The sequence below is a fragment of the Mesorhizobium sp. M1396 genome (genome assembly GCF_040317725.1).
Taxonomy (GTDB): domain Bacteria; phylum Pseudomonadota; class Alphaproteobacteria; order Rhizobiales; family Rhizobiaceae; genus Mesorhizobium.
The window spans coordinates 12496-30101 of sequence record NZ_JAMYLA010000049.1 but is presented as its reverse complement, the minus strand read 5'-3'; the positions used below and the strand labels follow the sequence as shown (position 1 = coordinate 30101).

General features: G+C 59.6%; 19 protein-coding genes and 2 pseudogenes. 9 read left to right on the top strand and 12 right to left on the bottom strand.

The window, feature by feature from the left end:
• Nucleotides 1-140: 140 nt before the first annotated feature.
• On the bottom strand, nt 141-1379 hold the full coding sequence (locus NKH02_RS26405) for a DUF1173 family protein (protein WP_352882650.1): 1239 nt from the start codon (nt 1377-1379) through the stop codon (nt 141-143).
• Nucleotides 1380-2198: 819 nt separating this feature from the next.
• Between NKH02_RS26405 and NKH02_RS26400 the strand changes: the two genes are divergently transcribed.
• Nucleotides 2199-2630 (top strand): Xre family toxin-antitoxin system antitoxin, encoded by a 432-nt coding sequence (locus tag NKH02_RS26400; RefSeq protein ID WP_023755433.1) that lies wholly within the window; start codon nt 2199-2201, stop codon nt 2628-2630.
• A complete protein-coding gene (locus tag NKH02_RS26395) occupies nt 2627-3109 on the top strand; it encodes an RES family NAD+ phosphorylase (protein ID WP_352882648.1) in 483 nt (160 codons plus the stop codon). The genes NKH02_RS26400 and NKH02_RS26395 overlap by 4 nt, the downstream gene beginning before the upstream one ends.
• Before the next feature lie 178 nt (nt 3110-3287).
• Here the strand turns inward: NKH02_RS26395 and NKH02_RS26390 are convergent, their stop codons facing one another.
• The 3 genes from NKH02_RS26390 to NKH02_RS26380 form a co-directional block, all read right to left on the bottom strand.
• Nucleotides 3288-3755, bottom strand: coding sequence for an ABC transporter ATP-binding protein (locus tag NKH02_RS26390; protein ID WP_502894658.1), 468 nt, complete (start codon nt 3753-3755; stop codon nt 3288-3290).
• 208 nt (nt 3756-3963) lie between these two features.
• Nucleotides 3964-4716 (bottom strand): DUF7146 domain-containing protein, encoded by a 753-nt coding sequence (locus NKH02_RS26385; RefSeq protein ID WP_352882646.1) that lies wholly within the window; start codon nt 4714-4716, stop codon nt 3964-3966.
• A gap of 603 nt (nt 4717-5319) precedes the next feature.
• Nucleotides 5320-5661 carry a hypothetical protein gene (locus tag NKH02_RS26380; protein WP_352882645.1) on the bottom strand — a complete coding sequence of 114 codons (342 nt, stop codon included), beginning with the start codon at nt 5659-5661 and terminating at the stop codon, nt 5320-5322.
• Between the two features lie 627 nt (nt 5662-6288).
• On the opposite strand from NKH02_RS26380, the gene NKH02_RS26375 reads away from it, so the two are divergent.
• Entirely contained in the window at nt 6289-6741 is a 453-nt protein-coding gene (locus NKH02_RS26375) for a helix-turn-helix domain-containing protein (protein WP_352882643.1), read from the top strand.
• Nucleotides 6742-6883: 142 nt separating this feature from the next.
• Entirely contained in the window at nt 6884-7216 is a 333-nt protein-coding gene (locus tag NKH02_RS26370; RefSeq protein ID WP_352882641.1) for a hypothetical protein, read from the top strand.
• A gap of 42 nt (nt 7217-7258) precedes the next feature.
• On the opposite strand, the gene NKH02_RS26365 is transcribed toward NKH02_RS26370, so the two are convergent.
• From NKH02_RS26365 to NKH02_RS26355, 3 genes are read right to left on the bottom strand one after another with little or no spacing between them, the layout of a single operon-like run.
• On the bottom strand, nt 7259-7957 hold the full coding sequence (locus tag NKH02_RS26365; RefSeq protein ID WP_352882640.1) for a transglycosylase SLT domain-containing protein: 699 nt from the start codon (nt 7955-7957) through the stop codon (nt 7259-7261).
• A gap of 1 nt (nt 7958) precedes the next feature.
• Entirely contained in the window at nt 7959-8468 is a 510-nt protein-coding gene (locus NKH02_RS26360; protein ID WP_352882639.1) for a hypothetical protein, read from the bottom strand.
• A gap of 58 nt (nt 8469-8526) precedes the next feature.
• On the bottom strand, nt 8527-9117 hold the full coding sequence (locus tag NKH02_RS26355) for a hypothetical protein (RefSeq protein ID WP_352882638.1): 591 nt from the start codon (nt 9115-9117) through the stop codon (nt 8527-8529).
• A 43-nt stretch (nt 9118-9160) separates the two neighbouring features.
• On the opposite strand from NKH02_RS26355, the gene NKH02_RS26350 reads away from it, so the two are divergent.
• Together NKH02_RS26350 and NKH02_RS26345 are read left to right on the top strand one after the other, a co-directional pair.
• A complete protein-coding gene (locus tag NKH02_RS26350) occupies nt 9161-10255 on the top strand; it encodes an acyltransferase family protein (RefSeq protein ID WP_352882636.1) in 1095 nt (364 codons plus the stop codon).
• Entirely contained in the window at nt 10252-10530 is a 279-nt protein-coding gene (locus NKH02_RS26345; RefSeq protein ID WP_352688647.1) for a hypothetical protein, read from the top strand. The genes NKH02_RS26350 and NKH02_RS26345 overlap by 4 nt, the downstream gene beginning before the upstream one ends.
• Before the next feature lie 522 nt (nt 10531-11052).
• On the opposite strand, the gene NKH02_RS26340 is transcribed toward NKH02_RS26345, so the two are convergent.
• Nucleotides 11053-11391, bottom strand: coding sequence for a hypothetical protein (locus NKH02_RS26340; RefSeq protein ID WP_245263590.1), 339 nt, complete (start codon nt 11389-11391; stop codon nt 11053-11055).
• A 1397-nt stretch (nt 11392-12788) separates the two neighbouring features.
• Here NKH02_RS26340 and NKH02_RS26335 point away from each other — a divergent pair.
• Nucleotides 12789-13526, top strand: coding sequence for a helix-turn-helix transcriptional regulator (locus tag NKH02_RS26335; protein ID WP_352882634.1), 738 nt, complete (start codon nt 12789-12791; stop codon nt 13524-13526).
• 173 nt (nt 13527-13699) lie between these two features.
• Here the strand turns inward: NKH02_RS26335 and NKH02_RS26330 are convergent, their stop codons facing one another.
• The 3 genes from NKH02_RS26330 to groES all read right to left on the bottom strand — a co-directional run bounded on the left by NKH02_RS26330 (nt 13700) and on the right by groES (nt 16181).
• Entirely contained in the window at nt 13700-14050 is a 351-nt protein-coding gene (locus NKH02_RS26330) for a hypothetical protein (RefSeq protein WP_352882633.1), read from the bottom strand.
• A gap of 119 nt (nt 14051-14169) precedes the next feature.
• Entirely contained in the window at nt 14170-15825 is a 1656-nt protein-coding gene (gene groL / locus NKH02_RS26325; RefSeq protein WP_352882631.1) for a chaperonin GroEL, read from the bottom strand.
• A 59-nt stretch (nt 15826-15884) separates the two neighbouring features.
• Nucleotides 15885-16181, bottom strand: coding sequence for a co-chaperone GroES (groES, locus tag NKH02_RS26320; RefSeq protein WP_006199659.1), 297 nt, complete (start codon nt 16179-16181; stop codon nt 15885-15887).
• Nucleotides 16182-16455: 274 nt separating this feature from the next.
• Between groES and NKH02_RS26315 the strand changes: the two are divergent.
• Nucleotides 16456-16800: pseudogene (locus tag NKH02_RS26315) on the top strand (class I SAM-dependent methyltransferase); the annotation flags it as partial.
• Between the two features lie 142 nt (nt 16801-16942).
• Here the strand turns inward: NKH02_RS26315 and NKH02_RS26310 are convergent.
• Nucleotides 16943-17152: pseudogene (locus tag NKH02_RS26310) on the bottom strand (hypothetical protein); the annotation flags it as partial.
• A 217-nt stretch (nt 17153-17369) separates the two neighbouring features.
• On the opposite strand from NKH02_RS26310, the gene NKH02_RS34585 reads away from it, so the two are divergent.
• Entirely contained in the window at nt 17370-17603 is a 234-nt protein-coding gene (locus NKH02_RS34585; protein ID WP_502909984.1) for a hypothetical protein, read from the top strand.
• Nucleotides 17604-17606: the final 3 nt, after the last annotated feature.

Below are 17606 nucleotides of genomic sequence, written 5' to 3'. Positions count from 1 at the left end.
GTCGTCCGCGCTTCGTCGCGCTCACGGACCCTCGCCAACCGCATCGAATCATTGCCCTCATCTTGTCTTTCGCTTGTTCACGATTTTTATGTCCTGGCTGGGTCCAATTACAGCTGCAGCCTCGCACGCGCTTCGGCTTTTCAGTTGTTCGGTCGATATTCCAAAGCCTGCCTGCCGGGCGGAGGCGAAAGCCGCTGCTGTTTGCCCGGTAGCGCCGGTCGGGGGCCGCTTGCGTCCCAGCGCCAGGTCTCGAGCTCGCAGCTTGAAATCAGATGGTCGAATTCCGCCCGTACCGCCTCGTTAGCATCGTGCGGTACGACAAAAAGCGCGGTTCCCTGTTGGTCAACGTCGGTCAGAAGACCGAACGCCATCGGTACCGCCGGCAGCACGTTGTAGCGCAACGTTTTCACAAATCGCCGATGCTCCCCGGTCAGGACCTCGATCAATTCCTTTTCGTAGTTGTGCTGAAACGGAATCCAATTCTCCGTCACGTTCATAAAGCCGATTTCGTCGATCGCCAGAATGCCGGACGGCATCTGCATGACCGTCGCGATGGTGATCAGGTGCGAATTTTCGTGCAGTCGCCACAGGTCGAATTCTGCTGCAAAGCGCTTCGGCACTGCCCTGAACATTTTCTCATCCATGAAGAGCTGCGCGTCGGGCATATGCTTGATCGACAGCTTGCCGCCAAACCGGGCAGGATCGAGCGATTTCACAATACCGATCACAATCTTCTTGTGCTTCGCCTTGGCTGCCGCCGCGAAAGCCCGCTCCCGATCCGCTGCCAGGCGATCCTTGTGCTCAGGGGAGTACATTCCCGGCATAAACAGCAGCTCGCGCAACTGGAACTTCTGGCTCGACTTCGCATCAGCCGCGCCCCAAAGAAATTTCCGGACCAACCCCCAATTTCTTTTTCCCACAAAGCCGGGTGCCATTAATGTGAGCTCCGCCTCTTCCCAGAGATAGTCGAGCAAGCCTCGCAGCGTGAGCTTCTTCGGATCGGCCTTCACAGTATGGTGGGAAGCCCCCTCGCCGGATGATCCCTGTCGCGCCTTGCCTTGTGTCAGTGCGAAGGCCAGCTTCAGCCGCGCCGCCTCCGATGCAGAATCCTCGATGATTGCTTGACCCAGGATCTCCGCCTTTCCCGACAGTGCAAGGGGCAGTTCATAGCGATCACAGTCAACCGCATGGTCCTTGCCGGTGTTCGGCATGCGCTTGATGATCAATTCCTCGCCGACGGCGGCGATGTACATCGGCACCCCGGGATGCCGACACAAACACAAGACGCGAGCCTGCTGATCCCGCGCCTGACGCAAGAGCGTCTGAATTTCCGGGTGCTGCGGGCCAACCGTGCGACCCAAAATAGCAAAGTCACTCATAAGGTGCCATCCGGCTTTAGATCGTTCGGCTTATGATTAAATCATTGAACCGATGTTTCGTTCAACCCATTGGGTTCAACGATGCTTCCCATGGATTGACAGTGGTTAACCCAGCAGACTCGAAGGGGCTGATGTTTCAGGTAGGCGACCATAGAGCCGCAAGCAGCGGCTGTGGCGGCGATGTAGCCGTCCGCGGCGTGATCCGCCTGGGATGGTGAAGCATGATGACAATCCGTCAACTTAGACTGTTTCATCAATGGCGTGCATGAAGAGCACGCGGTCATGTCCTCGTGCCAGATGATCCGACGAAGCTACGCCACTATGGTGACCTCTCAAGACCGGAACCGCGCGCTTGTGACCTTCTGTAATGTGGCGCACAAATTTTTGCCGTTTTATATGTTCTTTGGAATCCCATTCGTCGCCAACGCGTTGAAATAAGATCAAACAGGTAAAATCGTTCGATGGTTTCCTCCCATTTCCACCGGACGGTGTTCCTCCCTGAAGGCTTTAACCTTCTTTGGCCGGGCCGTATCCGAGCCCGGCCATTCTTTCTTCCGGGCTTCCTTGTTCAGCGCCGGCGGAAACGCGTTTTTCCCGGTGTCAATCATTCGCAACCAAGGCGGTTCGCACTCGCCGCCTTAGCGCTTTTCGAAGGGCTACGCAGGCGAGTGTCGGTGGGACTGATGCTGCTGGCGGGCGCCAAAGGCTAACGCGTGGCAGCAAGGATCGCAGGGTGATCGGATCGGTTCGCGCTGACGCAGGGACTTGCAGGGCGCATCATGTGAGGCTATATTGTGCCTCACATGAATGGAGAGTGGAATGCTGGCGTTCGGAAATGTAGCCGACGTGTTGGGGCTGCCTGCTAAGGAGGTGGCGGCGCGGTCGCCATTCGGGCTGATCTCCCGGATCGAGAATGGACTTCCCATTGGGGTGGTCGAGCGCGTTGCCCATCTCGTTGCCCCGGGAGATGCTCAGTTCAAATACCGGCTGATTCCCAAGGCAACCTATGAGCGGCGCAAGACGGCGCATCGCCTGTCGTCGGATGAGGGCACACGATTGGCCCGTGTGGCGCGGGTCTGGGGGCTTGCTGTCGATGTCTGGCAGAACGAAGAGGAAGCACGCGATTTCTTGTTTCGGCCGCATCCGATGATTGAGGACAAGCGACCGATCGACATCGTTATCCTCAGCGAGTTCGGCGCCGAAATGGTAGTCGATATCCTCGGAGGTCTGAAGTATGGCAGTGCTGCGTGACGGCGCAGACTCTCGATCGCACCCTATTGTCCTTTCGTGTCGGCGATCCGGCCGGCACCTACCCGATCTTCGACGCGACAGGCTCGACAGTCGCACCAGGGCGATGGAACACGCCCGGAAGTCCTATCATCTACACCAGCGAGCACTATTCGACGGCCCTCCTGGAAAAGCTGGTGCATGGCAGTGGCCGGCTGCCGCCCAACCAGCACTACATCGAAGTCACAATTCCGCGCGGACTGAGCTACGAGGTTTTTTCGCAGCCGTCACTGCCCGGCTGGGACACGATGCCGGCGACGGTAAGCAAGGGATTTGGCGAAACCTGGTGTTTAGAACGGCGCAGCGTCATCCTGCTGGTGCCGAGCGTCGTGGCGCGTCTCGATAGCAATGTGCTGATCAATCCAACGCATCCGGAGTTTTCAAGGATCCAGACGAGTCTCCACCAGCCTGTTTACTGGGACCGGCGGCTGTTTGGCGCGTAAGGGGAGGGGCTTTCCGTCCCTACTACTCCAGAGCTACCGCATATGGCTCAAAGCGTTGAGATATCGTCGTTTCATGCGTTGGACCGATCGCGCTTGAGCATTCCTCAGCGGTTTTTCTTGCCCATCCCGCCGGGTTACCACACCGGCCAAAAGAGATGGGCTAATCCGTTCACTTCCGTCAGTGCAGGCCGAATTTGCGCAGCAACTCTTCACGGTAGCGCACGAACCGGCTTTCGCTGCGCTCGCGCGGGCGGGGCAGGTCGACATCGATCAACCGCGCCGCCCCGCCTTTCTCCCTGGGCAGGATCAGCACCCGGTCGGCGAGATAGATCGCCTCCTCCAGATCGTGGGTGACCATCACCATGGTGACGTTTTCTTCGCTCCAGATGCGGGCCAGTTCCTCCTGCATGCCGATCTTGGTCATCGCGTCCAGCGCCCCCAGCGGCTCGTCGAGCAGAAGGATCTCGGGCTGGACAGTGAGCGCCCGGGCGATGCCGACGCGCTGCGCCATGCCGCCCGAGAGCTGCGCGGGATAGGCATCGGCGAATTCGGCGAGACCGACCAGCGCGATGTAGAAGCGAGCCCGTTCCTCGGCATCCTTCCTCCGCTTTTGGCGGTTGTGAGTTCTCGTTGAGCGACTGTGCAGCGAGGTAGGTTAGCGCCTTCACCGAGTGGTCGACAGTATCCTCTGACGGAAGACTTCGGCGCCGGTCTTCTGAAGCCAAGGCATGGGTGTCGAGTAGAGATAGGCGCGCATCTAGTGCCGGTTCTAGATGCTCGAAGGCACCCTTCGCCAGAACAAGTGGTGCCAAATTCGTGATCAAAGTTGATGGTAAGTTGGCCCGCCGAGAGATTCAGGTGTCTGCGCCGAGTGTTTCGCGCAGCAGAAGATCCAAGGGTAGGGTCTCGGGAGTCGGATCGTCCTCCCACAGCTTCGCGAAATCCCGGTCGTCGGGCGGTCTGTGAATGAGGACCTGGCGCTCAGGGTTGGCTTCGCGAACGCGTTCGGCCGCGCTGAGGCCGGGCTTGTCCGGATCGGCGAAGACGACGATCCGCTGTACGAATTCGGGCAGCTGAAGAAACGGCAAACGTGGTGCCCCCAGTGAGCACCAGACGGGCAGGCCGTATCGCAGCATTACGGCATGGCCGGTCTCATAGCCTTCGGCAATACCAAGGACGGCGGCCGCTGGGGCGAGCCGCAAGGCAAAGCCCCGGCTGGGGCCGATGATGCGGCGCGGCTCGTCCAGCGCCGCCTTTTCTGGCCGTGTCGGGTGCAAGAGGGTGAGTTGCACCGAACAGATTGAACGGTCTGGGGCCTGCAGAGCAGCCACCACCGCGGGAAAGCGGTTCTTTCCCAACCGATAATCCGGCAGATAGCGCAAAGTTGGCAACGTCGCCGGCAGACGGCGAGAGGCAAGATAAGCTTCGCCGTGCGTACCGGCGAGCGCAGTCGCTCTCGACCAGAGCGCGAGCGCGTCCGCTGCCGTGGTTTTGGGCGCCGCCGGACGAACACGACGCAGAGGCACGGCCGCGCGCTTCGACAAATCCAGGTCCGCAATGGCGATCTGGATGTCGACGGGATCGCAGCCTGCAAAGCAGTAGAGCATAAGACGATAATCCCCGTCACGAACAGAGAGGGAGGGATGGCGGTCGCCTTTCCCCTGCCCGTGACTTGGTACTGGGCAACGGCACAAGTAGCTGCCGCGCGCCGGGTACCCTCCTAAAGCGCGATATACCTGCGCAGCGCTTGGCCACGACACCTTTGTCATGGACCTGATAATGCCGCCAACTCTCTATCGGATCAATAGAATGATTCAATAGCGCGTTGAACATTACCTGCGAAATAGCCGGGGCGGTTCAAGGGCCAGGACTTAGCCGTCGTGACGTGACGGCAGGATCGCCTCGGCCAGGTAGCCCAAGCCTGCATCGCTGAGAGCGCCATTCGCAAACACTCGAGATTAGCGATCAGGAGCCGTTGCATGAGGTAATTACGAGAACCATTTGCGCGCGAACGCGCAACCTGACCTTTAGACGATCGGCACCTTTGTGGCGTTCCTGGGAGGCTCGGTCGGGGCCTTTTGGGAATTCGGGACGCTGCGTTGCGCAAGCCTCGAATCATTTGGGGCTACCGTATCAGGAGCTCGCAGACCTGACGGAACAGCAGGATCGTCTGTGTGCGTGATTGAGCAGATCCTGGCGCGCAGAGCCTGTTAGAGTTTGAAGCGGCCAAGGCGCTGATCGTTGACGCGGTACTGCCAGGCCAGTTTCAAATCCTTGGGGTTGACGCCCGACGTTGACCAGGCGGAGCGCTCGACCTTTGCAGCATCATGCAAAGGAAGATCGTCATCACAGCGCGACTGTTGTAACGACGACCGAAGACGATAACGTCCGATACTGCGGGTTAGAAATTCGATGACACAGACGGCGGCGAGGGACAGGATCAAGAAAGCAGTGGAAAAGCTGAGCATGCGAAGGCCGGCTTCCTGATCGGGCAGGGCGAAGAAAGCGAGCACGCCGCCGGCGAAAATTGCGAACGCAAACCTCATGAACATGACAGAGTGTCTCCTATTCCGATGCTGATCAATATAATGTCACAGATTGATCGTCATTATAATGATCACTGGAGATAGGATGGCCCCTCATGGGATCAAGCGTTTTGGTGCCGTTTTTGGCGGTATCGGCTTCAGAGTATTGCCCGGCGCCATTTCCATCTCGAACAGGCATAGAGATTGGTTCCGGGGCCAAGCCTTGCGGCCCCGCCTTGAGTGTAATCGCCAGAAGCACCGGCGTCGAGGTCTCGCTTGTGGTCGACCTGAACCAGGTCATTCGAAGTGGTCGGGCAACGATTGCAGGGCCTGCCTGCCGCAAGGGCAGAGATCAGGGTTGTCCGTCCGGATGAGGTGGCACACGACAAATTCATTAGCAAGGGACCCACGAGATCCAAACCGGATTCATTTAATTATACATTTCCAACAGGGCATGCAGATCGTCAAATGGCTATCTGCATCTGGAACGATTTAGCGGGTCAAAAGCTGTACGCCGTCACTTTGCGGAGTATGGGGAGGATGCCTCGACACTTTAATAGGGCAATGAGTTATCGTTTCGGCTACAAGCCCTGAGCACTAGACATTCTGCAAAAAATGGCCGTCATATTCCGACCGATAAGCAGGGGGGCAGCTGTGCCGATATTTAAAAACAAGACAGAAGACAGCGATGGTTGGCTTTCGATCCTGCTCGCGCTGCGACTTCGCCAAATCGAGAACGAGTACCCGGACTATGCGAGTTTTGCCGACGCTACGGGGCTATCGCGCGGCACGCTCTACCAGTTGCGGACGGGGAAGGGGAACCCGACATTGGTCACCTTGGAGCGGCTGGCGCGGCACCTGAAGGTTCCGGTGTGGACGCTCATTGGTCGGACTGGTGACGACGACAGCGTGAAGCGGGACATCGAGACGTTCGGCTTCAGCTTCACCGAGATTGCGCGGCATATTGAGGCCACGCGTGCCGTGAAGCGCTCGATGACGGAGTTCAGTGGTGTTCCTTCTTTGAGAGAGGCAGCCAGCCCCGCTGGGGCAACCTCCGAGAAGAAGCGGCTGCCTCCGGCCAAAAAGGGACGCAGGACAAGCCAGTAGATACAAGAAAAGTAGAAGATGCTAAACAATCAGCGTAGATTTATTTGCTGCGATAGGCAAAAAATCTATCTTATATTTCTTTGACTAGCATCAGAAAATCCGCCAGCGTCGATGCATTGGCATCATTGCTGAAGGGTTCACGATGCAAGCGAATATCTGGCAAGTCGCAGGAGACAATGCGCTCTATAGGGAAGCGGCGGCGTTCGTCGATTGCCACCCGAAACCATCGGTGGAAGAGGTTTCGGAATTTCTACGGGAGAAAGGCAAGCCCGAGACGATCACGTTGGTGATCGGACAGTTCATCGTGGCGGCTCTGTTCGAAGGACGACACGCGGATCTGCTGTACTGGTCGCTGGTTGCCGCCGAAGTGAACTGCGTTGGGATGGAGCAATGGCCTGATGATGTGCGCCAGGAGCTGGCAAGCCATCTGAAACGGGGATTTGGAAAGCTCTCGTCGCGCAATCTCTCCCATTGAAGGCGGCGGGCCAACGGCGTGGCCCTCAATAGGAAGGCGGGGTTACACCTGACCAAGGGCAACGTTGATGTCGCTGCCGGCGGGACCGGGAGCGGATGAAGCGAGTTTTGTGTCACCACCATTGGGCGTCGGAAAGTCGCCTGGTCCCATTTGGCAGACCGCTTGCGCGCCGCATCCCTGAGGAATGGATTGGCCGGCCGAATTGAGGGCGGCATAGCGGCGGTTTACGTCGTTCGTCCAGTTACGGCGCTGGCTTTCAGTGCTGCCGTTGTAACGATCGGCGAGGCAGCGAATACTTGACGTGCCGCCGCACGATTTGACGGCATCGCGAAGCGTCATTACGCCGCCTTCAATGTTTTCGGACAAGATGCCCCGATCCATTCCGTAGGCCCGGCCGGTCGCCCCCGTAAGCTGCATCGGTCCAAGAACGCCACTGAAGGAGCCGGCACATGCTGACATCGCGCCTTCGTGAGCGGACACGGCAAGAGCGAGCTTGGGATCAACACCATACTTGTTGGCGGCGTCGACAATCATATTGGCGATGTTCGGGCTGCGCTCCGTCATCTCTTGCGTGGACGGATAGCTCGGCAGACCCGCACCGTTCGTACAAAGGGTACGCAAGGTTGTTTTGTCATGGAGATCGCAAGAACTTGCATCCTGATCGAAGGAATTCGCTTGCGCAACAGGCGCTTGTCCAACGACCAGGAGCGCGGAGAGGAGTATTGGGAAGGGACGCAGCATCTTACTTCCCCGGGCAGAAATTATAGATGGTGCCATTGATGGAGAGCGCGTTGCTGGATGGGCGCGTAATCTTCATCGGCGTGATGACCGGGGAGCTGCTGCCACGCTCTGTACATGAGGCTTCGAACGCATCGTCTGCATGACGGGTGCCTGCTATCTCGCAGGTGCTTGCGCCGACGGTGATTGCGTCGCCGTCGAATTCGGCAAGTTCGAGAGCGCCGACGCCATGGTCGAGATCGGCACATGTGTGCGTGGACGCTACATATGATCCCTGCGGAGCCTTGAGCGGATCAAGTGCTTGCGCGATTGCCGGCGAGATCAAGACGGCTAGTGTCGCTAAGATTGTCCGGCTGGCCATGGCAGATCTCCGGAACATCATTCCGCCGTGGCCGCCGGCAGGAGCCGCGGTCAAGGCCGCGCATCGCGCGCCGTCAGGGAAGCATTGATCCGTTGGCGATGGCCGGTGGCTGGCTGGTGTCCTGAATAACGTCAGGTTCTCCGTGCCGATCATGATTGCGCTCCTTGGGGATATCGAGGTTGCCCAAACACAACGGCGTGGGCTGCTTCCTCTAGGGTTGAGGGACAGGGACCCGGAATTGGCATTCCTGGGCGATTTCACCTTGGAATACGATGCCGGCGCGAATGCTTTTGGCCTGAACATCATATGCACCCATCGCACCATTCCGAGCGAGGTCGGGGCGGACGTTATTCGGTTGCGCGCCATATTCGATGAAACAGCCGGAGCCAGCGTCAGCGACCGTTGATCGGCCGTTCTGGTAGATCGCCAAGCGCATGGGGCATCGTTTCAGTATGGCATTGCCGACAGGGTCGGTGCGGATCGGCGAGCAGCCGGTGAGCGTGTGCAGGACCGAGAGGACGACGGTTTTGGTCGGGCTGCGAACGACGATGTGACTCTCGGAAGCCGGCGCGTTGGCGACCGCAAAGCGTGTATCACCTTTGGCCACGTAGGCGTCGTTGTTCTTCTTCAGTCGGTCGGCCCATAGGGAGGCGTAGGGCACGGCTTCCGAGTTCGGGAGCTCGAGATCGGCATAGGCGACGGCGCGCCAGGCGTTCGGATCATGCGTGAGCGACTGGGCCGAAGCGTGGGGCGCCAATGTAAGGGCAGCCGCGACTGCGACAAATGTCAGGCGTGCATGCATTCCTTGCCTCGCTTGTGTGCCCTATGATTAAATCAATGTTGTGATGATTGTCGAGCGTGATATTTGGATGGAACAAAAAGCCCGCCTATCGGGGCTGGATGAATTGCGAGGCCTGGCGATCGGGCTGGTGGTGCTGTCGCATGTCGGGCCGGTCTTCGGAGAAGGCGGGACGGTCGCCGTTCTGCTGTTTGCGCCGGCGTGGAGCGTCGGGGTCGATCTGTTCTTTGTGATTTCCGGCCTGGTGGTGGAACGCTCATTGCGAAGCCTGCGCCTCGAGCGCGGTGCGCTCGAGGCGGCCTCCGCCTTCTATGTCAGGCGTGCTATGCGGATCGTGCCGCTGGCCTGGTGCGTCGGCGCCATCCTCTCGATCGGGTTGATCATCCCGGGAAGCGGCGTTGAGCCTGCAGACGCGAAGGCGGCATTCGCCTTCATCTCGAATGCGCACTGGGCGCCCTGTTTCGGGGGCGCCACAGGATGCGGGAACGCCTTTGCGTTTGGGCCATTCTGGTCGATTGCCGCCGAGATGCAATTTTATCTAGTGGCTCCGCTCCTGGTGTTCTTGCTACCGCAGCGGGCGCTCGTCGCGTTGGCCGGACTCGTTCTCGTGGTCGGGACCTTCACGCTGCGGCCTTGGGGCGGAACGCTTTGGACGTTCCGCATCGATGCAATCGCGGTCGGGCTGGCGATCGGAGCAACCATGGGCACAAGCGCATGGCCCCGTCTGGCGGAACACCTGCGGGTGATCGGCAACATGGAAGCGGCGTTCTGGATGTCGATCGCGGCCTTCATGTTGGCGATCTTGCCGCCGGCGATGCATGGCGGGGCGACTGCCGTGCTGGCGCTGATGTGCGGGTGGATCGTGACAAGGGCGACCTTGCGGGATGATTCTGTGAACTGGCCGGGGCGGATGCTGCGCCGTTTGGGAGGCATCTCCTATGCCCTCTATCTGATCCATCTGCCGGTGCTGGCGCTGTTCAACTGGTCGCTTGGCCAATTCCTGGACGCTCCGGCGACGGCAACGCTCTCGATCGCCGGCGCGATCGGGCTGTCTCATGTGCTGACGGTGGCAATCGGAGATCCGCTCCGCCAGCTCGGCCGCCAATGGTCAAATCGAACAGTCCGGGAGGTGTCGCCGTGACGGGAGAAAATCGTCAGTGGTCGCTTGGTGGTGAAGATGTCGATCAAATTCCGCGAGGAGCGAGGGCGCTGGCGGAGCAGCTGTTGACCGAGACCGACGGCGATGCCGTGGCAGCGCTCGTCGCGGCATGCTGCGTCGTTGGAGCCATGCGCTCGGCGGTATCGAGGGGTATGGTGCGCAACGGATCGCCGTCAGGGGTCGATATCGCGCAAGTGCTGGACGTGTTCGTGCGAAGCGAGCTCCCAGCAGAAGAGCAGAACCTGACCGGTAGATGACTTCGACCGCGAAGTAGCTACCATGTTGGGGGGCTGTGCGGCCTGCCGCTCGATCCCCCGGAATGCTGAATGCACGATATCCGCAGTTTGATCTTCGTGGACGACCGTCAGCAATGCCACTGACAATGATTTCGCCAGGAAAGAGATTGAACTAAAGCCTTGCAAAACGCTTTGGCCGAACGACTGATCGGTCTCGCATAGGGACGCATGATTTTTCGGCCGGAGGTGAGCGATGCGGCCTCCATGCGTGAAGGTCGCCATGACTGCTGGCGCGACCACACGCAATACGCTCGAAGTCGCCGAAGACGGTCGTCGCAATCTTCGTACTGGGATCTGCACGAAGAGACGCAGTAGTGAATTGGCACGCTGCGTGACGACACATCCGGAGCGTCGTAAAAGCCGCTCGCAGCGTACCTCTCATACGCCCGCGGACAAATCTTGCCGACGCCGGCGCCGTTGGTTTGGCCGTCGGCTTCTGTGCGCATCTGGCCAGCCGACACGCGGCAGTGTGACGGCCGCCGCTTAGTAGCGGTCGCCGAACCAGCCCTTGCTCTTGGGCGGCGAGGGTTCCTGATAGGCCCACGGGACAGACTTGTAGGACGGCCTCGGGTCTTGGACGCGCCAAGCCTTCTGCCAGTAGTAGAAATTGAGGGGTACTCGGGCGAGCACGCGACCATCGGCAGACAGGAGGTCGGAAGCGCAGGCGACGACGGGGCCGTCGTAAAATTGCACGCGGCCAGTATAGCCGTTGAGCGCTCCTGGCCGGCAGGCAAAGACGCGAACGCCTGCAGCGATCGTGTCCGGGGCTTCCGCGGGGACGGAGATCGTCTTGATGCCTTCCTTGGTGATGAGCGTGCGCACAGGCACGGAGTTCCAATGCGAGCGGCGCAAGGCGTTATTCGCCTGAGCTTCGGTTGGGTAGCCGGCTCGCCGGGTAATGACCGGCGGGAAGCGCCCCCAGTCTGGCGCATATTCTTGCCGGCTGCGACTGACCCGATCAGGCTTCCAACAGGAGTCCGTAGCCGAAACGGGGCCGGCCGAATGTGAAGCATCCGGCACTCGCTCGGCGCAACCGGCGAGCAAGGCCGCGGATGCTACGAGGTGGAGGATGTGACGAAAAGAACGCATATCGTGCTCGGGGGTCATGGGTTTGCAGGTGAGAATTTCCGGTGAAGCCAAGGCATCTGGAAGGTGCTGGCCCAAATGCCGCGATGGGTTTTGCGAGCCTGACGCTCGATCTGGGCGTAGAGGGGGGATGCGGCGATCGAGATCATCGGGGAGGGTGACGGCTACGCCTGCTTTCAGCCTTTCGCCGGCGACGTCGGCCATTTCGCTGGTTGCACAACGCCCTCGTCTTTCCGGATCGGCAGCAGACAAGCCATTGTTTCAAGGTGGCGGTTACGAGCCATGCCATGGCGACAACGCCACAAGGCAACGCCTGCTTTCCCAGCGTCGCGGTCTGGCCCAGGTCGCAGCCGTCGACGCCGCGATAGGTGCACGAAGCAAAAGTTGATTGCTGGTTCCCCATGGATCACTCCGCTTCAGATTCATTGAGTCAGTAAACTATCTTGCAAATCGCTGTGCAAGTGTCTCTGACTCATATCCCGCGAGGGGAGGAGGGTGCTCGTATCCGGATCCGCGCCCGATGGGCCGGGCAGGGCCTCGGTGTCGACTTGACGCGGGGCCATCCGGCAATCGATACTCTGAATGCGCGCTATGCCGTGGCGGTCGCAGCGGCATCCGCTGGACGAACTCAGCGGCTTCGTGGCCGGCCTTGCCTGATATCGCTGCGAGCCTTTCGAAGCCGCTGTTCGAGCGCTAAATAGCGAGCCGTAATCGAGTTCAGCTTTGTGAAAAACTGCCTGCTCTGCGCAGCGTTGCCCGGCGCAGGCGGGGGGAAGAAAGCAAAAAGAGCTTCCCGATCAGCGTCTAATTGTTTTAGCTCCGAGCAGAGACGGCAAATTTCGTGGTCGTCCGTTCCGGAACTCCGATGTGATGCACGGCGCGAGGTACGCGTAGGGTTAGTCTGCCGACCCACATCGTTCGACGAAAGTAAAATCGTATCCAAGGCGTTTCCTCCACGCCGGGTTGTGGTCATCCAATCTGGAATAATGCGGGTTGCAACCTATGTATACTGGCGGTTTTGCCTGTCACTTTTGACAGGTCGTGAGACGCTGGAATCCAGCGAGGAGCAACCTAGTTCGATAGCCGCGCGAATGGCTGGAGAGGCGCGTCGATAGCAAGGAGGTAAGCTGGATATGGCGAGATTTGACTCAAATTTTCACGACGTGACGGAGGGTATTCACGCAGTTGCCTCTCCTGCGGACGCGGCGGACCTTCTGAACACAGTTGTCGAAAGTTACGGTCTTGAGACGGCGGCCTTTCTTACCGTCAGGCCGGTTTACGAGGAACCGAGTAAGCCGTTCTATGTGACCACCTATTCGCCTGACTGGGTGAAACGCTACATCGAGAAGGATTTTTTCGACATCGATCCCGTGCTTCGCTATGGGCTGCGTGCTGTGAAATTGGTTGATTGGAAGGAGATCGACCTATCGGACAAGCCCGTGCGCACGTTCTTCGGTGAAGCGAGGGAACATGGTGTCGGGAAGCATGGCGTCACGTTCCCGGTTAGGGGTGTCGACGGCGACCGCGGCATTCTGACCGTGACGAGCAACGAGAACGCAGCGGCGTGGCAGACGTTTCTCAAATCCGAGGTTCGCGACTTCCAGCATCTCGCCGGTGAATTTCACAATGCTATCGGTCGAATCCAAGGAAGGCCACGCCATCCGACTGTCTGCTCCGATAGAGAGATCGAATGCCTGAAATGGTACGCGAGGGGAGAGAAGGTCAAACGGACCGCAGAGATACTGTCGCTATCCCCTCGCACGGTCCGATTTCATCTTGATCTGGCACGGGCCAAGCTTGGTGCCAAAAGCTTGGCCCATGCGGTTGCGATCGCGGCAGAGCGCGGCCTTTTCTTTCAAAGAGTGTTCTGATCGGTCGCCAAGCGCTTCGCGGGAAGCCGCCGGCAAACTCGTTCCGTTTCGTGAAGCTGGGAATGCTAGAACGACTGAATCATGGGGAAAGAAGGGAGGCGTCGCTCTGGACGACCTGATCCGGAAAGGCACCGCGACGCTCCAAGGGTAGAATGCTGGCCAAACCAAGTGTCCTATTCGCAAACCACACGGTACCGCTTGCCGGGCTTGCTGATGTTCTTGCAGACAAGCGGCTTGTGTGGCTCGGAAGAGGAGAGCGGCGGACTTGCGGCCGGCGATGCCCCTCTGTTTGATGTCTTGAGACTTGCCGTACGGCTCGGTTCGAGTCTCTCCGGCTCCTGTGGCGCAACCGGGAACACGCTGGCTTCGATCCGCCGCTGCTGCAGGCGTGGCGGCTCTTTGTCAAAGAATCGCCTGGCATCAAGCGATCTCGGAATAATCACTGTACCATCATCGCTGTGCGCGCAGCCGCTGCCCAACAGTAAGGCCAGCCCCAGGAAAAAAGGCAGAATCCGTTCAAACATAAGCATACCCTTGGCGGGCGTATCCCCCGGCTTGCGGGTCGCCGACAACCGGCGCAAGGGCACAAAGAAAGGGCGGCATTGCTTGCCGCCCTTTCGAAATTGTCGAGATGCGTGGACCTTTAAAAGCCCATGCCACCCATGCCACCCATGCCGCCGCCGCCCATGCCGCCAGGCATGCCGCCGCCAGCCGACTCCTTCTTCGGAGCCTCCGCGATCATGGCTTCGGTGGTGACCAGCAGGCCGGCGACCGAGGCCGCGTCCTGGAGAGCGGTACGGACAACCTTGACCGGATCGACGATACCCATGGCGATCATATCGCCATATTCGCCGGTCTGGGCGTTGTAGCCGAAGGTCGCGCCCTTGTTCTCAAGGATCTTGCCGGCAACGATCGATGCTTCCGCACCGGCGTTCGACGCGATCTGGCGGGCCGGAGCCTGCAGCGCGCGGCGCACGATGTTGATGCCAGCAGCCTGGTCGGCATTGACGCCGGTGACCTTGATGTTGGCCGAAGCGCGCAGCAGGGCAACGCCGCCGCCTGCAACGATGCCTTCTTCCACGGCCGCGCGGGTTGCGTTGAGGGCGTCATCGACGCGGTCCTTCTTTTCCTTGACTTCGACTTCCGTCGCACCGCCGACGCGGATCACCGCAACACCGCCCGCGAGCTTCGCGAGACGTTCCTGCAGCTTCTCCTTGTCGTAATCCGACGTGGTCTCTTCGATCTGCTGCTTGATCTGGGCAACGCGGCCCTGGATCTCGGCCTTAGTGCCGGCGCCGTCGACGATGGTGGTGTTCTCCTTGGAGATCGACACCTTCTTGGCGCGGCCGAGCATGTTGAGGCCGACGTTCTCGAGCTTGATGCCGAGGTCTTCCGAGATGACCTGGCCACCGGTGAGGATGGCGATGTCTTCCAGCATGGCCTTGCGGCGATCACCGAAGCCCGGCGCCTTGACGGCGGCGATCTTCAGGCCGCCACGCAGCTTGTTGACGACCAGCGTGGCCAGAGCCTCGCCTTCGACGTCTTCCGAGATGATGAGCAGCGGCTTGGAGGTCTGCACGACGGCTTCGAGAACCGGCAGCATGGCCTGGAGGTTGGAGAGCTTCTTCTCGTGCAGGAGGATGTAGACGTCCTCGAGCTCGGCAACCATCTTGTCGGCGTTGGTGACGAAGTAGGGGCTGAGGTAGCCGCGGTCGAACTGCATGCCTTCGACGACTTCGAGTTCGGTCTCGGCGGTCTTGGCTTCTTCAACCGTGATGACGCCTTCGTTGCCGACCTTCTGCATCGCTTCCGCGATCATCTTGCCGACCGACTCGTCGCCATTGCCGGCGATCGTGCCGACCTGGGCAACTTCCTCGGAGGTCTTGATCTTCTTGGCAGCCTTGCCGAGTGCCGCGACGACTTCGGTCACGGCCAGATCGATGCCGCGCTTCAGGTCCATCGGGTTCATGCCGGCGGCAACCGCCTTGTGGCCTTCCTGGACGATCGACTGCGCCAGAACGGTCGCGGTCGTGGTGCCGTCGCCGGCGATGTCGTTGGTCTTCGAAGCAACTTCGCGGACCATCTGCGCGCCCATGTTCTCGAACTTGTCTTCAAGCTCGATTTCCTTGGCAACGGTGACGCCGTCCTTGGTGATGCGCGGGGCGCCGAACGACTTGTCGATGACGACGTTGCGGCCCTTGGGGCCGAGCGTGACCTTCACCGCGTCGGCGAGGATGTTGACACCGCGCAGCATGCGCTCGCGGGCGTCACGGGAAAATTTTACGTCTTTGGCAGCCATTTTTTAGCTCCTGGCAACTTGGGGTAAGCCCAGAATTCAGTTGACGGTGAGGCCGATAATCAGCCGATGATGCCCATGATGTCGGATTCCTTCATGATCAGAAGGTCTTCGCCATTGAGCTTGACTTCGGTGCCCGACCACTTGCCGAACAGGATGCGGTCGCCAGCCTTGACGTCCAGCGGGACGAGCTTGCCAGCTTCGTCGCGGGCGCCGGAGCCGATGGCGATGATCTCGCCTTCCTGCGGCTTTTCCTTTGCCGTATCGGGGATGATGATCCCGCCGGCGGTCTTCGCTTCGGACTCGACGCGGCGAACGACCACGCGGTCATGAAGCGGCCGGAAATTCGACTTTGCCATTTTTGGATGTCCCTGGTGCGGAGGTTGAACGGTTGCCCGTTGCCGGAGCGTCGTTAGCACTCGCAAGTGGCGAGTGCTAACGCGGCTGTGGGATAGGCTGTAAGCTCATACTAGTCAAGACGAAAGAGGGACGGGCGAAGTGCAAAAATCGCGTGGCCCTGCGAGCGCAAGACGCCCTCGCTGTTCGTGACTGCCTGTGACGGGCCTTAACACGCAAGCAAGTTGTAACGGGCTTGCAAAATTCGCTGAGCTTGGCCACAACGCGCTTCGCTAAATGGCCGGAGCTCGGAGAGAACATGGTTTGCGACTGAAGGAGCTGCTCGGCAAAAGGTTTGATCAAGAGGTGCAATTCTTCAAAGGCTGGCAGAAGGACAAGAAGGGCGTAGGAGCCCTCATCCCCACTTCGATTTATGCGGCGCGCCGGATGGCAAGCGTCGTCAACCCGCGGTCTGGAATGCCGATCCTGGAGCTTGGCGCGGGAACCGGCGTCATCACCAAGGCAATCCTGGAGAGGGGCATCAAACCGCATCAGTTGGTGTCGGTCGAATACTCCAGGAATTTCTACGACGGCCTGGTGCAACGCTTCTCGGGCGTGGACTTCAGATTGGGCAACGCATTCCAGTTTTATGAATGTCGCCTCCGCCTGTCGTCCAACCGATGCGCCCATTCCGGAACTTTCTTACCGCCGGCGAGCAATCCTGCAAAAGACACTTGCAAGCCTTTTGCCATGATCTGCAGCGTCGTCAATGTGACATTATTTTTCTGACGCCCAGTCCGAGGCGATCCTGCTCTTTCAGGGTGGTGAACGTTGACCGCGGCATCAGATGCTTGTCGATCGGCCGGAAGGATCGGCTGCCATCGACCCAAATATCTGCGGATCGGAGCCGAATTCGCAAAGCCGCTAGCGTTGCAATCTCATAGAGCCGGCGCTCGGGCTTCTCCTGCCCGAAGATGAGTTTTCGATCGGTCTGGTGAGCAACCTTGCTTCAATGTCGTGAGGCGGCTGGCCGCTATGCCCTTGCCTATGTCCACGTCATAAAAGGGCGACAGGGGGAGCGCGGGATTTTCGGCAAGGCGAGCGGCCGTTCGACTAAATGGCGACGCTGTCAGCAACGGTGCCTGGCTGGTCAACAATGGCTATGACGGCAAGCTTGCTCAGACGGTGTTCGCGGAAGGCGGGCCGACCTGGTGGCCTTCGGCAAACTCTTCCTTGCCAATCCGAATCTCGTGCGCAGGCTCTGGGAAGGAGCCGAACTGAACACACCAGACAAGTCCACGTTCTATGGCGGCGGCGCCAAGACCTATATCGACTATCCGGTTGGCGTGAATACGACCATATCCGCGCGCAGGGCAGGGCGCCTGCGCCTCCTGCTGGATGGTTTTTCGTCGTGGCTGAAATTCGATCGCTCTCGGGTCGACTAGCAG